Source organism: Paenibacillus sp. FSL R10-2788 (genome assembly GCF_038003885.1).
In the GTDB taxonomy this organism is placed as follows: Bacteria; Bacillota; Bacilli; order Paenibacillales; family Paenibacillaceae; genus Paenibacillus_AQ; species Paenibacillus_AQ odorifer.
In genome coordinates, this window is the sequence record NZ_JBBOQA010000001.1 from 5,895,711 (window position 1) to 5,911,548 (window position 15,838).

General features: G+C 46.6%; 13 protein-coding genes. 5 read left to right on the plus strand and 8 right to left on the minus strand.

Going from position 1 to position 15,838, the window contains the following annotated elements; genetic code table 11:
* Nucleotides 1–31: 31 nt before the first annotated feature.
* From NSQ50_RS26210 to NSQ50_RS26230, 5 genes are all read left to right on the plus strand, one after another.
* The gene (locus NSQ50_RS26210; protein WP_052097302.1) at nt 32–271 is read left to right on the plus strand and encodes a DUF6385 domain-containing protein; all 240 of its coding nucleotides are present in this window, start codon (nt 32–34) and stop codon (nt 269–271) included.
* A gap of 28 nt (nt 272–299) precedes the next feature.
* Nucleotides 300–1,595 (plus strand): DUF6385 domain-containing protein, encoded by a 1,296-nt coding sequence (locus NSQ50_RS26215; RefSeq protein WP_340949807.1) that lies wholly within the window; start codon nt 300–302, stop codon nt 1,593–1,595.
* 113 nt (nt 1,596–1,708) lie between these two features.
* Nucleotides 1,709–3,754, plus strand: a complete 2,046-nt coding sequence (locus NSQ50_RS26220; protein WP_076224548.1) for a glycosyltransferase — start codon at nt 1,709–1,711, stop codon at nt 3,752–3,754.
* Nucleotides 3,751–5,172: a tetratricopeptide repeat-containing glycosyltransferase family 2 protein gene (locus NSQ50_RS26225; RefSeq protein WP_076224550.1), complete on the plus strand. Its 1,422-nt coding sequence runs from the start codon at nt 3,751–3,753 to the stop codon at nt 5,170–5,172. The genes NSQ50_RS26220 and NSQ50_RS26225 overlap by 4 nt, the downstream gene beginning before the upstream one ends.
* A 42-nt stretch (nt 5,173–5,214) precedes the next feature.
* Nucleotides 5,215–7,137: a tetratricopeptide repeat-containing glycosyltransferase family 2 protein gene (locus NSQ50_RS26230; RefSeq protein ID WP_340949808.1), complete on the plus strand. Its 1,923-nt coding sequence runs from the start codon at nt 5,215–5,217 to the stop codon at nt 7,135–7,137.
* 25 nt (nt 7,138–7,162) lie between these two features.
* On the opposite strand, the gene NSQ50_RS26235 is transcribed toward NSQ50_RS26230, so the two are convergent.
* From NSQ50_RS26235 to NSQ50_RS26270, 8 genes are all read right to left on the minus strand, one after another.
* Entirely contained in the window at nt 7,163–7,900 is a 738-nt protein-coding gene (locus NSQ50_RS26235) for a glycosyltransferase (protein WP_076224554.1), read from the minus strand.
* Nucleotides 7,893–9,098 (minus strand): hypothetical protein, encoded by a 1,206-nt coding sequence (locus NSQ50_RS26240; RefSeq protein ID WP_076224556.1) that lies wholly within the window; start codon nt 9,096–9,098, stop codon nt 7,893–7,895. The genes NSQ50_RS26235 and NSQ50_RS26240 overlap by 8 nt, the downstream gene beginning before the upstream one ends.
* Nucleotides 9,095–10,579 carry a hypothetical protein gene (locus NSQ50_RS26245; protein ID WP_036685352.1) on the minus strand — a complete coding sequence of 495 codons (1,485 nt, stop codon included), beginning with the start codon at nt 10,577–10,579 and terminating at the stop codon, nt 9,095–9,097. The genes NSQ50_RS26240 and NSQ50_RS26245 overlap by 4 nt, the downstream gene beginning before the upstream one ends.
* A gap of 69 nt (nt 10,580–10,648) precedes the next feature.
* Entirely contained in the window at nt 10,649–11,728 is a 1,080-nt protein-coding gene (gene yunB, locus NSQ50_RS26250) for a sporulation protein YunB (RefSeq protein ID WP_076141798.1), read from the minus strand.
* A gap of 154 nt (nt 11,729–11,882) precedes the next feature.
* Nucleotides 11,883–12,494 carry a TVP38/TMEM64 family protein gene (locus NSQ50_RS26255; protein WP_036685356.1) on the minus strand — a complete coding sequence of 204 codons (612 nt, stop codon included), beginning with the start codon at nt 12,492–12,494 and terminating at the stop codon, nt 11,883–11,885.
* A gap of 287 nt (nt 12,495–12,781) precedes the next feature.
* Nucleotides 12,782–13,651 carry a glycine betaine ABC transporter substrate-binding protein gene (locus NSQ50_RS26260; protein ID WP_036685359.1) on the minus strand — a complete coding sequence of 290 codons (870 nt, stop codon included), beginning with the start codon at nt 13,649–13,651 and terminating at the stop codon, nt 12,782–12,784.
* 13 nt (nt 13,652–13,664) lie between these two features.
* Nucleotides 13,665–14,498, minus strand: coding sequence for an ABC transporter permease (locus NSQ50_RS26265; RefSeq protein ID WP_036685360.1), 834 nt, complete (start codon nt 14,496–14,498; stop codon nt 13,665–13,667).
* Nucleotides 14,498–15,691 carry a quaternary amine ABC transporter ATP-binding protein gene (locus NSQ50_RS26270; RefSeq protein WP_036685362.1) on the minus strand — a complete coding sequence of 398 codons (1,194 nt, stop codon included), beginning with the start codon at nt 15,689–15,691 and terminating at the stop codon, nt 14,498–14,500. Before NSQ50_RS26270 ends, NSQ50_RS26265 begins: the two co-directional genes overlap by 1 nt.
* Between the last annotated feature and the right edge of the window lie 147 nt (nt 15,692–15,838).

Genomic DNA, 15,838 nt, shown 5'->3' on the forward strand with positions numbered 1-15,838 from the left:
TCTGCCTTGGCAAAAAAGCGGAACTAAAACGATGATCTCTTACGCAGTTATGAACCAAGGAGACCACCCTGTTAGCGTCCGCTTGGAGATTAGTCCGAACAGTCTTGATTCTTTTATAGATTCAGAAGAGATCGTGGCCGCAAAAGAAATGAAGGTGCTAGTGCCAAGCAGATTTTTAAAGTGGACTCGGATATCCGCCTCCACGCAACAGCCAACGGGTTTAGGCAAAATTGATGTATACGTCCAAGCCCAGTCTATAGGTATGAGTTAACAATTTTATAAGAGAGGGACGAGGAATTTTGCCTAACTACAGCTCTTTTCAAGCTAATCCCGATAATCTACGAACGCTTATTTTTGGCCGGGATGCCTCGCTGATTGATCATCCGCTTACTACAGATCCAGGCGGAAATCTAACGACAATTATCCTAGATGGTACGATTTCCAATATACTCGGAGCTACCATCACTGCGGGTACTTTGTCCTCAGCAGGAACAGTTACTAACATTCTTAACGGGACTATCACTAGCGTACTCGGGGCTACCATCACAGCGGGTACCTTGTCTTCCGCAGGTACGGTTACCAACATTCTTAACGGGACTATTACTAGCGTACTCGGAGCTACCATCACAGCTGGTACTTTGTCCTCCGCAGGAACCATTACTAACATTCTCGATGGCACGATTACCAGCGTGCTCGGAGCTACGATCACTGCCGGGACTATTACTAGTGTACTAGGCGCAACCATTACCGCTGGTACTTTGTCCTCAGCAGGAACAGTTACCAATATCCTTAATGGGACCATTACTAGTGTACTAGGAGCTACAATCACTGCGGGTACCTTGTCTTCCGCAGGTACCATTACTAACATTCTCGATGGCACGATTACTAACGTACTTGGAGCTACCATCACTGCCGGTACTTTGTCTTCGGCTGGTACGGTAACCAATCTCTTAAACGGGACCATTACCAGCGTGCTCGGAGCCACCATTACGGCTGGTACTTTGTCTTCCGCAGGTACGGTCACCAACCTCTTAAACGGGACCATTACCAGCGTGCTCGGAGCTACGATCACTGCGGGTACTCTGTCCTCAGCAGGTACCATTACTAACATTCTCGATGGCACGATTACTAACGTACTTGGAGCCACCATCACAGCTGGTACTTTGTCTTCAGCAGGTACGGTTACCAACCTCTTAAACGGCACCATTACCAGCGTGCTCGGAGCCACCATCACAGCCGGTACACTCAGTAGTGTGACCTCTATTTCACAACGCAGCTTTATCGAACAGACGACGACGGGTATTGCAACTGCTAATGCCTATACTCCACTGCCAGCAGTGACTACGAGCGTATTGGGGACCTATTCCTTTTTCATCAATAACACTGGAGCTAACCCAGTCAACACACGAGTTGAAATCAGTGCTGACGGAACGAACTATTTCGTCGATACCACAGGAGATAATCCTTTAGCAGCAGGTTCTATCGATGTCATAGTTCCGGCAAGATTCCTGAAATATACACGCTTATCCTATCAATCAACGAATGCAGGAGCCGCCTCAACAATCAATGTAAGTTTCAACGCGCAGGGAACGTAATGCAGATGCCCATCATATGTTGTAACGAAAGAGTGCATGGATATCCATGTGCTTTTTCTTTTGATAGCAAAAGCTGATTTCTACTTCTACATATGTAACAAGGAGGAAACAACGTGAACAATATTACGCTTGGCGTCCACCTCATCGTTAACAATGAAGCTGATCTTCTGCCCCACTGTCTCACAAGCGTAGCAGGTGTTGACGAGATTGTGGTCATAGATACAGGCTCTACTGACGAATCCATAGCTATTTCCCAAGCGCACGGGGCTAGAGTATTCCAACGGGAATGGACAGAAAACTTTGCTGCAGCACGTAACGAAGGTCTCGATCAGGCGGATACCGATTGGATTCTAGTCCTTGATGCCGATGAACGCCTACAAACTCCACTTCCGGAACTCCGCAGCCTCCTGCAAAACACGCAAGCTCAGGCTTTTACAGTACACATTGATAATTGGCTTGGCGTTCGGCCTGAAGATAAGGTAAAGCACAGTGCGGTTCGTTTATTCCGAAATGGACAGGGTTATCGATATAGCGGAAGAATTCATGAAGGAATTGACGCTGCAATCCTTAAATCACATAACATCTCGGCGATTGAGCATAGTGATATTGAGATTGAACACTTCGGATATATGCCGGAAATCATGGCACGAAAAAATAAAATCAAACGCAATGAACAGCTGCTGCGACTCGCTTTAGCCGAACAACCGGAAGATCCTTTTCACTCGTATAATTTAGCAGTCACCTGCTGTCAGGACGGTCGTCTTCTGGAAGCAGAGACATTACTTCGCCAGACCCTTCACCATGTGCCACTTGAAGCTTCCTACCGTCCTACGATGATTAGAGATCTCTGTAAAATTTATCTGGCTCAAGGAAAAACCAATATCATAGATCCCTTGCTGTTGCCTGAATTGGAGCGTTATGAGGATTACTCTGACCTGCATTTTTTATTAGGCCAATCTTTGGAGAGTCAAGGTTTGTTAGAACGTGCTTTTCAAGCTTATCAGCGTGCAGCATCCATTTCTGGAGATCAGGTTAATCAAAAATATGTATCTGAGCAAGGGATGAACACCTTCCGCCCACTTTATCGACTAGGATTAATCTCAGAGCGGCTTGAGCTTCAGGAGGACGCTGCGAGATTCTACCACCGTGCGCTTCAACACCACTCTTTATATAGGCCTGCCTTGCAGGGAATAGCTTCTGCTTTTCAACGCTTAGCTGTAACCGATGAGGAGATTGCCACCTTGCTGATACAACTCGTCCCCCCAACTAATGCTGCCCAACGAGCTGCGATTATTGACAGTTTATTTGCGATAAATGCTAATGAGGCCATCACTAACTTATCCCGAGACACTTTTCCCTTGGAATTAGAGACGGCAAATTGGATGATCTCTTCGCTCATCATTACCGGCAAGCTGGAAGACGCCTATACAACGATAAGACAAATGGCCTCCTTAGCTACGCAAGATAACCATGATTTAGAATATCTGAAAAAGTGGGCTACCCTCTGGGCTATTTGCTCTTGGTCGCTTTTTGGAGAATTCCACAATGACCTGCTAACCTATGTACCAGACGAACTTCGTTTCGGACTGCAATACATTCAGAAGTGCCACCAGCAACAAAAGGTAGATCCCGTTGAAGCAGAGGTAGATCCATTAACATTACATTCCTCATTCATTTCAGATTTGATCGAACAATCAGTAAAACTACACCAGCCCGCGTTAAGCGAAGCTTTGGTAAATTTGTTCCCTACCTTTCGGTCTGAATTAGCCGCAGCATTATATAAAGAAGGGAATAGGAATGAGGCAGGCGAGCATTTTATCAGGTTAGTTAGCGATCAAGCGGCTGATGCGAAGGTTCTTTTTTATATAGGTGAGATGGTCTTTGACAAGGGGCATTACACGGAAGCCAGTGAATGGTTTCAACAAGCGCTGGAGCAAATGCCTGAGCATGAGGCTGCCCGAGTGGGTTTAGCACTCTGTTACCTTCAGCAAGCGAAGCTTAGCATGGAGGATGCTCTGAACAGCTTGGATGCAGCTAACGTCCACGGTCCACTGCAAACGGATATTGGTGCCATCCATAAATCCATCTTTTTACTAAATCGTACACCGTGGCACACACAGTGGAGCTTCCGCCAGAGCGAGGGGAGGGCAGCCAAATGAACATGCCAAGCCAAAAACCTCTGATTTCGCTATGCATGATCGTTAAGAACGAAGCAGATAGCTTAAGCCAATGTTTAAAAAGCGTACGTGGTGTCGCCGATGAGATCATAGTAGTCGACACTGGCTCTACCGACTCCACGCTACAAATTGCTCTAAGCTTTGGAGCTAAAGTTGTTCACCATCCTTGGAATGGCGATTTTGCCGCTGCCCGCAACGCGGGTCTTCAGCAAGCCCACGGACAATGGATTCTCATTCTGGATGGAGATGAGGAACTGGATGCGAAAAGTAAGGGGGAGCTGTTGCTGTGTGCGGAGCATTTGGAGTATGAAGCTTTTTTTCTGCGCATTCATAATCATAAAGGTTTAACCGCAGCTTCACAGACCATTACTGTTAATCCGATTATCCGCCTATTCCGTAACCGCCCGCAGTACCGTTTCAGCGGCATCATCCACGAACAGATTGCAGAAACGATCGTAAAAGCTACACCCAAAGCAGCTATGCATTTAAGCACCGTAGTCATCCATCATTACGGTTATGCAGACGGCGTAGTAGCAAAAAAAGATAAGATCAAACGAAATGTAGAGCTGCTCAAGGAACAGCTAAAGTTAAATCCCAATAACCCCTTTCACCATTTCAATATGGCTGTTGAATATATGCGGCTTAGTGAATATCAACCGGCTCTAGAGCATATCAAAAGATCACTTAACGAAGCTCCGCCCGACACAAGTTACGTTCATCTGCTGCACAAATATCAAATCCGCTGCCTGGCAGAATTAAAAGATTTCAACGCGGCGCTGGAAGCTTGCGACTTAGGGATAACCTTACATCCAGATTATCCTGACTTGGCTCATATCAAAGGTGTGCTGCTGTTTCAAATGGGAGCCCTAGCTGAGGCCAAAACAGCATTGCTGCAAGCCTTAGTCATTGGAGAAGCTCCATCCGGTTACCATACCGAGTCCGGATTCGGATCTTATTTGACATTTTATTTGCTGGGACAGTTATGCGAAGAAATAGGCGATGAGACCGAGGCCTGTGCCTGTTATACCAAAGCTGCTCAGCTTCATCCCGAGCCAACGCCCATCATACCCCGTCTGATCCGAGCCTTAAAATGTGCTGAGCGCGAAAATGAAATTTCGGGCTGGCTTCACGCTCATCTACCCGAATACACAGCTGCTAAAAGCGGACTTCTCTTAGATTTATTGCAGATTGAGGGATGTGATAAGGCAGCAAAACAGCTGATGAAGACCACAGGGCAGCCCTCATCTAATGACTCGTTATTCAACCCAGCCTATCACCCAGGGCGTTCGGAGCTTTTGTTGGCGGATCGTCTGCTTGCCTCCCTCTCTTCTTCAACCCCCTATTCTCCAGCGGCTAAAAGAGTGCGGCTCGCACTTCCACTGCCCAGAGTTTCAGATTAGGAAGGACGTATTCCTATGACCACACCGGATATTACACTTTGCATGATCATTAAGAACGAGGCAAACCATCTGGAGAAATGCTTATCCTCTGTGTGCGGGCTAGTATCTGAGATTATCATTGCGGATACAGGTTCAGAGGATAACAGTAAAGAAATCGCTCAGAGGTTCGGTGCAAAGATTATCGACATTCCTTGGGAAAATGATTTTACCAAAGCTCGGAATATAAGCCTAGAGTATGCAACTTCTGCTTGGGTTCTGGTGCTGGATGCCGATGAGGCTGTAGATCATTGGAGTGAGAATCTGCTCCAGCCCTTGCTTGGTGCCGAGTATATTCATGGGTATTGGCTGCCCATTATCCACTATGTCGGTGATATACCTGAAGCGGATTTTGTTACAGATCATGTCTGTCGATTATTCAGAAATGACAAAAGAATTATTTTTCGCGGAAGTATTCATGAGGAGATTGCCAGCAGCATTTGGGAGCTTCCAGCGGGGGAGATCGCTTATGCAGATTTGCGTATTTTGCACTACGGATATTTAGAAGATGAATTGATGCGTAAAAATAAATATAACCGCAATTTAGCACTTATCAACAACGGTCTGCGGCTTCAACCGAACCATCTTTTTCTTCGTTATGCGTTAGGGGCAGAGTATTATCAGCAGGGACAATATAAAGAAGCGGCAGAGATCCTCCTTCCGCTGCTCACCTCCACTCCAGCCCCTTCCGGTTATGTCTCAGATATTTACCTTAAGACGGCTTACGCCTTACAACTATGTGGCCGAAAGCAGGAAGCTGAGGAAGTTTTTCGTACGGGGAGCGGTCTTTTTCCCGATTTCACGGATTTATTAGAAAGCTATGCCCTCCTGTTACTGGAACAAGGGAAGCTCAGCTCAGCCAAGCACTACTTGGAGCAAGCACTTCAGAGCGGGAATACAGCACATAAATACCCTTCTTCCTCGGGCAGTGGAACGTATCGAACAGAACTACTAGCCGGGAGAGTGTGTGAGAAGTTATACCAATACCCGGATGCGTGGAGACATTACGAGGCTTCCATACAACATAAGCCTGATTATACCGAAGCGTGGAAAGAATTTGTCCCACTAAGCCTTTTTTCTGGGGAGAAGGTGACGCTACGAGCATTGACCCACAACCATCTGCACTCTTTATCCCCTGATACTTTGAGTTATCTTCTGCCCGCAGCGCTCAATGCCCGCGATCCGGAATGGCAAGCCGAGCTTTCTACAGCCAGCCAGTTACCCTTATCTGTTCAGGTTGCATTGCAGGCGATTCTGGAAATAAACAATCAACCGGAACATCTTCAGACACTCGCACCGCTTGAACAGCTGCTTCATGATCCTTCCCATCTTTCCAACCGATCCTTTGTACTTGGCTACCTGTGGGCTTTCTCTTGCCGTATTGGAGATACTGAGTCTGCCATGCGCTGGCTTGTCTGTCTATTGTCTTACAGACCGGGGATTTTATCGATCCATCATCTTTTAGCGGGGAATTATAGGCTTAAAGCTGATCTTTCGGATCTCAACTATGCAGCACAATTGCTGCTTCAGACTGGTGCTTGGAATAGTTTATTAGCACTTTATCGGCATTCGCAAGGTTCTTCCTTTCAATGGTCCAGTCTGCCGCAGCCTTTACTTTACGGTTTACTCGAAGCCCCCACCTCCATAAAAAAACAATGGTGCTCTATTTATGTTAGCAAGCCTCCTCAATATCAAACGCCTGCGGACTGTACCGAGTGGCAATTATACGCTGCGATAGCCTACTCCTGCAGAGAGATGCCCATCCTTCATGTAGGGGATGAAGCCGCTTTGCGTAGAGTCGGGGGGGCTACCGCAGCCGTGAGCCTCGCTTATTACAAGCTGCAGCTCGCAGCAGAAGTTTATCCGCAAGGGATACCGTCAGCTCATATCTCTTGTGCGCTGCTTCTGAGATCTGCCAGCCGGACTTAGCCGGTTGGCAGGGCAGATGCGGATTTCAATGCTCCTCTTGCCATTCTACCAGATGGGGCTGCTCATCAAGGATAGATTCGTACTGCTCCAGACTACCCCAGCGCCCCTCTGGATCAAGCTCCAGGTAACGCGAGTATTTTCGCCGAAGCTCCTCAGGGGATATCGCCCAACCATAATGTTTCACACGCAGCTCGGTAAGAAAACCCGGCAATACCGAATAAGAGAGCGGAAGCCTTGGCACATGATGATCCATTTTCGGAAAAAAATAATGAAAGTTCGGCAAATAGCGGACTAGTGTACGGGTATGTTTCGTGTGGATATTCCAATGCTCATCTTCACGGTAATGTGTGGTGCCGCCCCAAAAATCAAATAATCGGAAGGATACCCAGTCATACACATCCTGATCGATGAGTCGCCTCATCTCCCGTTTAGCAGACTCTTCATAGAACTCATCGGCGTCCACAGACAGCAGCCAATCCGGATTCGTAGATACCGCCAGCTCCCACAATGTTTGCAGCAGCTCCCATTCACGGTTAAACAAAGAGCTTTGCAGGGTTACGAGCTTCTTAACTTTGGCAAAAGAGAGACATAACTGAGCCGTATTATCTGTACTTCCATCATCCACGATCACAATATCATCCACGAACTCACTTAATTCCTCCAGCACCTGCTCTAAATACCTTCCGGCTTCGTTCCTAACCTGCATTATAGCAGTCAGACGATTGCCAGATGTTTTGCGGAGTGGCCCTCTATGACTACTCATCCTCCACTCTCCTTCTCAATCGTCTTACAGCCTCTTCGAGATCTGCCATCTCTGACAAAAGTGGCCATGCCTGATTGTCTTCCCCTCCTGCATTTAAAAAGCTACGGATGGCCTCGTGCCGCCTGCCATACAGCAAGTGTATGGTGCCTTCCATGGCTTCATCCACATTTTCTTCCTGCTCATGTTGCAGCACTATTGCCTTTTCCCATTGAAAAGTCCGCACATAATTTTGCACCAGCAACGCTTTTGCCTCGGAAGAAGTTAGCGGGCTTAAAATTCTTACCGCCGCTGCCTCATCCTCATTCCGGTGGAACAACTCCGCGCGAACCAATTCATCCTGACCGGAATGGAGCCAGCTCTCCATCCTTTCTACTGCTTGCTTCTCCTCTGCGGTAAATGCTGTAATCGCAAATTGGCGGACTGCCGTTTCCAGATTCCCTGTCTTGGCTTCTATTGCAGAAAAAAACCGGAAGTGTGAAATAAGGCAATCCAAATATTCATACAACACCATTAACTCAAAGGATTGCGCCAGATATCGATTCGCTGTGGAGTCCCCAAGCAAATACAAATAAGATGCTGCCAAATAATGTACAACAGGCTGGCTGGGCAGCTTGGCGCACATTGAGGTATAATAATCAGCCCTAAGCTGTAGTTGAATCCTAAACCAGTCCGTAGCAAGGAGGGGCTCCTCCTGCCATAAGTTCTCAATCGCCTTACTCCACAACATCTCATAATCTGTCAGAAAATAAATCCGCTCGCGCTGAAATACAACTCCATAGGATTCCTGCTGATCCCCGTCGAGATAAATAACACTCTCCCTGCACAAGCTCTGCTCCAGATAGATCCGTTCTGACCGGGTTCCTACTAGATCAGCCTTTGCTCCAAGCAAGCCGCTGTATTTATCCCATAAGACCTTATTTTCTTCTTCCGGACAGCGCTCTAACAAAGCCACTATATATCCTGCTTGCAAAGAAAGAACCTCGGGCAGCCAATAAGGAGAGGAGACCAGAAATGTGTACTCCCTCGCCTTGAGAGTATGAATATCCGCGATCATTACCGGCTTGATCTGGCTGTTAATCTGCTGCTCAAGAGTCATTCTTCCGGCAAAACAAACCTCTTCCCGCTCGGGAAGAAGATCCAACAGTCTTTTATATTCGTATTCCTCCCAGGAGCCTCTGCTCAGAATTAAATATTTCATGAGTGCGCCTCCCTGCCCCTGCTGCTATCTGCCTTCTTCCCCTGCGGTTCGGACAAATCCCCCACATAACCTATAGTTAGTGAAGCTTCAGGGTGAAGCTGCAATTGGTGCGAAGTGGACGCCTTACAGGTAATCACTCCAGGCACATTCCCGCCTTTATGAGCAACTCGCTCTAGCGGAAAAACAATTCCCGAAGGGTCTCCCTTAAGCAAATGCCCCACCTCTTCGTCCATATCCGTAGATAAACTAACGATCAGATCCGCGGAACCTTGGGTGATCGCCTTCACTACCCGTTCAACGTAATATTTCTCATACCTGATAGAGTCTGATAAATACACAGTTATCTCACTCTCAAATAATGCAGATGCATTCTTCAAAGCCCGCAGCCAAGCCTCTTGACCACGAACTGTAATCACTACATCCTGTTCATTTACTGGCAAGCCGGAAGCTGTGTTCATCCAGCTGTCCTTGATCCAGATCCAGCGAATATTCTTGTAGCTCTGCTGCTCCTGTGTAGCTGCCCAGTCCTGCGGAAGATGGTCCCCATTCCCATCCTCTTCACAATAAACAATCGCCGTCACTAATGGCGTTGCCAAGGTTGCCTTACCGAGTGGAATAACAGGTTGTGTTGATTGTAAGAATCCATTCTGCGGTACAAGATGTTCTTCGTCTTCTAAGACATCTTCCAGCGCCCATTTTGTACTGTACGCCCGCCAGCCATCCGCAAGTGTTGGTCCGTTCAGCCTACTCTGGCCTCTATCAAGTGAATGTATAGCATGAACATACACAGCATCACTTAGCGCCAGCTTAGCTCCAGACTGCCGCGCTCGAAGACACCAATCGGCAATCATAAGAGGCCGCGCATGAAGCGAGGTGTCCAACCCTCCAATACGCTGAAGCAGCTCTTTAGAGAACAGGAGGCAAGAACCCGTTAGTACATCCATCTCTCGCCATTCTCCTTGGTGCCGGCTAAGACTATAGCTCACATGCGCAGCAAACTCATCATAGGTGCCGAAGTGAAGACGTTTCTTCCCTTCCCCTCTTTCGGTTGAAGAGCGAGGGGCAACCACCTTAACAGAAGCGTCATCAAAAGGAACCCACAATAGCTCATTTAGCCAGCCAGACGATACCATGGTCGAATCTTCAAGTAAAACCGCGAAACTGGTTTCGATCTGTGCCAGAGCCTGGTTAGGCATGTACTCCTCTTTCTCATAAGGAACAAAGAGAATCGACTGCTCCTGTGAGAACTGTCCGGCTAATGTATCCATAGAAAAATCAGGAGTCATTGCCACAGCAATAATGCGCACAGACTCTCCAGAATGGAGCAGCAGCAAGGGTAAGCAAGCCGCGGCACAATCCGGGCGGCTTAGCTCAACTACAAGGGTGATCCCATCTATACTCGGCAGTGGAAGTAGTCCCGTGCGTTCCAAGAACCCATACCTTCCCGCCAAGCGTTCCACATTCAGAGATTCTTGCGACATTAGGATTCACGCTCCATTTATTAAATCTGTTCTACCTATAGTCTATGAGCGCTGAAGCGCGATATCCCCTTAATTTCCTCCGCCCGCTCCTTTATCTTCTTCCGTATGGTCTGCACCCGTACTCGCGGGATCAGTTGCCGCTGGAGACGGGTTGTTATCTTTCTGACTGTTGCTGGAGGTATCCTTACCCTGATCCACTGCTCCACTCTTATCCCCACCTACAGCTGGAGCAGGAATAGCAATTCCCGGAGCACTGCTGCCGTTCGCCCCCACAGGTTGACCTTGATTATCGTAGTAATACATAGGTACATCTCCAACAACCATCAGATAAGACACAGGAATTTCTGTATCCACTACCTGCGGCTCCATATCAAAAGGAATGACGACTGCAACCTCTGTCACAATATGAATATATACCTCGACCAGAATCATATTGATCCCAGCGTTTTGCTGGCGAGTACTGAGTTCAACCTTAACCGCACCTTGTGGTTCAATCTTGATCGGAATATCGGGTCCATAAGAAGCGATAAGGGGACTGCCCAACGCCTGCCCCAGCGGAATATATTCTGTTCGATTATGCAATTCCTGCAGCGTAGACTGAATGACCTGTGCCGCTTGCGAAGTAATACGCATATGCTCCGCGTAGTTGAGCATGAACCCTGATATTTTCCCGTTCTTATCCGTCTTCCAATCAATTAGCTCTTCCGCATTCCCCCCATTCGCAACCTGAGAGGTAATCGCCTTATTAATCGATTCCGTAGCGATTTGCTTCACACGTATTTGTGCTAAATGCAGGATGGGCGGCTTCATATGCAGCTCCACATAGCGAAGTGACTGCAGCACCAGCACAAGTATTACTAAAGATGCTATCAGCCAAAATTTGCGTCGGCTTCTTGGCTTATGTGTTTTTCCGCCTGCAACCGTTACCTTACTCTCTGGCCGGCTGGATAACCTAAAGCGGCCTTTGCTACGTTTGGCTTCAAAGCGCGTACGCTGCGGCCTAACCGCTGCCCGGCTGGGTTTTGACTTGAATGCGGAGCTTCTTGCTGAGAATCTCCGATTCGTGTCCCCATTTATTTTTGGCAGCCGAAAATGGCCTAGATCAGGTATTCTCAGCCTTCGGTTCCCCCATTTTTTCAATCTGCCCATTGCAATAGTCCCTCCCGCCTTACGCAGAGGTCAAGCCACCTCCACTTAATTTAAGGTATTCGCTAAGAGGACAAAAAAGAAGAACGTTCCCTCCGGCAAACTACGCCTGAAGAAACGTTCTTCATCCTTTAGATCATGAACTGGGAATATGATATTAGTGCATTCTGCTCCGCTTATCCTCCTGCAAATGGTCCCAATGACGCCGAATAAAAATGCCAATGAGAATAGCAATAAACACCGCATACCAGGTAAGATAACCATTCCATTCTTCACGCGGAACAATTAAAGTTGATCCAATCGTACCGAATAACCATATATAAGATAAATTACCAAGCACGGTTCCCCATATAAAGGATGAGGCTTTAATCGGTGAAACAGCAGACATGAAATTGATTACATTGTTCGGAATAATCGGAATCGTACGCAATAGTACCAGCGTCCAAATCCCGTATCGATCCAAGTAACGTTGCCATTTATCATAGCGCTTCAGTTTGGTTCTCCATTTTCGGTCAAACCAGTTATACAGATATCTCCGAATAAGAAAATACATCAGTATTCCGCCTAGATTGCAGGCCAGCCAACTGATCAGCATGCCTCCAATTACGTTAAAAACAGAGACATGCAGCACGATCAAAATTACGAATGGAAAAAATCCTAATATACTCTGCAAAAGTGCGAGCGGGATGGTCACGAATAAAATAGATGGCCCGCTAAGGCCCAGCGTTTGCAGCAGCCAATCAATCCAGGTATTTATGGTCTCTGTCATGAAGCAGTCTCCTCTCTTGACTCCTTGCAGCAGCTGCCTCCTGATTTACTTTGACAAAGCATAAGTCTAAGTGTGTAAACTAGGTATCCATTCTTATTGAAATATAAGCACAGTACATTAAGAGCTTGTAATACTTTGCTTATATTCCCAAGAAAAACACCCCTTACGGGGTGTTTTATTGAATGAGCTTGCTTATGAAGTGTAATGTGTAAAGAACAGTAGTTAGCGTACAAGTTACATTTTTGTTTCCATTTATTCTTCACATCATAACACAGTTTTTAATTTACTTACAATTCTATACCTGCAACCCAAGCATTCACTTTATCCGGATTGCTCTCAACCCAAGTTTTAGCGGCTTCTTCTGGTGACTTACCACCCTGAACCTCAATCATTACTTTAGCCATATCTTCCGCTGTCCATTCGAATTGATCCAGGAATTTGTAGACATTCGGCATGTCATCTTTCAGACCTTGGCGGACCATCGTGTGGATCTGTTCGTCCGCACCATAAACCCCTTTTGGATCTTCCAGATACTTCAGATCCATATTGGCGAACATCCAGTGTGGTGTCCAACCTGTAACAACGATTGGCTCGTTGTTGTCATAAGCCTTTTGCAGTTCCTGAGCCATCGCTGCAGATGAGCTTTCAAGAAGTGTGTAATCGCTAAGATCATATTCCGCAATAGCCTTTTCTGTGGTTGTCATAATGCCAGCACCTGGCTCAATGCCGATAATGCGATTGTTCAGCTTTGCTGCCAAATCACTGTTCTTCAAGTCTTCAATAGAATTAATATCCATATAGGCTGGAACAGCCAAGCCAACCTTAGTTCCGTTTAGATTCGCACCCAAATCTTCAATTTTTGCACCATACTTTTCTAGATAAGCCGCATGGGTACTTGGCAGCCAAGCTGCAACCATTCCATCCGCACTACCGTCTGCAACCCCAGCCCACATTGGGCCAGCATCTACCTGCAGCATTTCAACGGTAGCTCCAAGCTTAGTTTCAAGTACTTCCTTTACTACATAAGTACTCGCAATTTCCGAATCCCATGCTACATATGCTAATTTTACCTTCTCTTTACTTGATGAAGAACATCCAGCAATAACAGCAATCATCATAATAACTAACAGGAATACCCCTATATTTTTCTTCTTCATTTATTTAAAACTCCTATCTTTGTTTTGGTTTTAGTGCGTTCTGTGTCAAACGGTCCAGCAGAATGGCAATAATAACGATCGCAATCCCTGCTTCGAATCCGTCTCCTGTCTTAGCCTGTGATACCGCACGGTATACATAGGCACCCACGCCCTGTGCACCAATCATCGATGAGATAACAACCATTGACAGTGACAACATAATTGTCTGGTTCACACCTGCCATAATTGTTGGTAAAGCGATTGGAAGCTGCAATTTAACTAATTTCTGAGTAGGTGTCGATCCGAAAGCATCTGCTGCCTCCACCAGTTCCTCCGAAACCTGACGAATTCCGAGATTGGTCAAGCGAATCGTTGGCGGAATTGCAAAAATAATCGAAGCTATAACCCCTGGAACTACGCCCAGTGAGAAAAAGGATACCGCTGGCAATAAATATACAAAAGCCGGCATCGTCTGCATAAAGTCCAAAATAGGCGTAACTATATTTCTAACGGTATTTCTCTGCGCACATAAAATACCAATCGGCACACCAATTACTACAGCCAATATCGAGGCGGTTAGAACAAGGGCCAAGGACTGCATAGAAGGTCCCCATAATCCAAGATTATCAATCAGAAGCAGCCCAATGACCGCAAATAGTGCCATGCGCCATTTACCGATCCAATAAGACAAAGCTGCAATAATCACGATAAGTACTAGTGCTGGCAGGAAGGTAAGTGCATTTTCAATGCCAGCCACCATACCACCGATAATCGAATGGATGAAGTCAAACAGGGGCCCACAATAAGTCGTCAGCCAATTTTCCAACCACTCGAGTGCCTTTCCCAAAGGCAGTTTAGGAATGTCCATTATAATCCTCCTTCCGGTACCGCGTTGCCGGCGAGTGCGGAAAGAACGGCTCCTTTGATCACAATACCCTTCAATTTATCCGCTTCATCTACGACGGCTACAGGCAAATGTGTCTCAGATATTAATTCAAAGAAATCATTGAGTAGCGTTTCCGGTTGTACACGTGGGATTTCTCTCCGCGTTACTTCCAGAATAGATTTATTATCATTCAGTGCCTTAAGGGCATCCTCAGCTGTAATAACACCCAGAAGCTTATTTTCCTTGTCCACTACATATAGACTGAATATACCACTGTCACGCATTAATTGAAGCGCTACCCGAGGCCCGCGTTCAGGTCTGACTGTTTCCGGCTGACGCATTACATGAGCTGCAGTCAACACCTTGGACAAGTCCACATCCTCCACGAATCGCTCTACATATTTATTGGCAGGTTGGATGAGGATTTCTTCCGGTGTACCAATTTGCACAATGACTCCGTCCTTCATCAGTGCGATCCGATCTCCAATCCGCAAAGCTTCGTCTAGATCATGAGTGATGAACACGATGGTTTTCTTCACTCTGGCCTGTAATTCCAGCAGCTCTTGCTGCATGTCTTTACGAATAAGCGGATCCAGTGCACTAAATGCCTCATCCATAAGCAGGATATCCGGGTCGTTGGCAAGGCCCCGTGCCAGTCCAACACGCTGCTGCATCCCTCCACTGAGTTGATCAGGACGATGATTCTCCCAACCTTTCAGACCTACCAGATGCAAAGCTTCCGTTGCCAGTTCAGTTCTTTTCTTTTTATCTACGCCCTGAACTTCAAGTCCGTATGCTGCATTCTCCAGTACGCTTCGATGTGGAAATAATGCGAACTTCTGAAATACCATACCGATGTTCTTCCGTCTGAATTGGCGCAGCTGCTCCGGATTCATTTTCACAACATCTTTCCCTTTAAAAAGAACTTGCCCCCCTGTAGGCTCAATCAAGCGGTTCAACAAACGAACCAGCGTCGACTTACCGCTGCCGGACAAACCCATAATGACGAATATTTCTCCTTCTTCAATGCTGAATTCGGCTTTGTTGACTCCGACTGTCAACTTCAATTCCTGAGCAATTTTTTCCTTCGACATCCCTTGCTCTAATAAAGGAATCGCGCGTCCCGCATCATGACCGAATACTTTGGTTAGTTGTTTCACCTCTATAATAGCCATGCCGTCCTCCTTCTCCCGAAATGTTATCCGGGTTTAGTTCACTTATAGTAGTTTACCGGACTATTGAAAATTCATGCAAACACCATATACGGATAAAATTTAGTGTACAGTTTTAACTTTACGAACTTTATGTATGGAATACTCTGT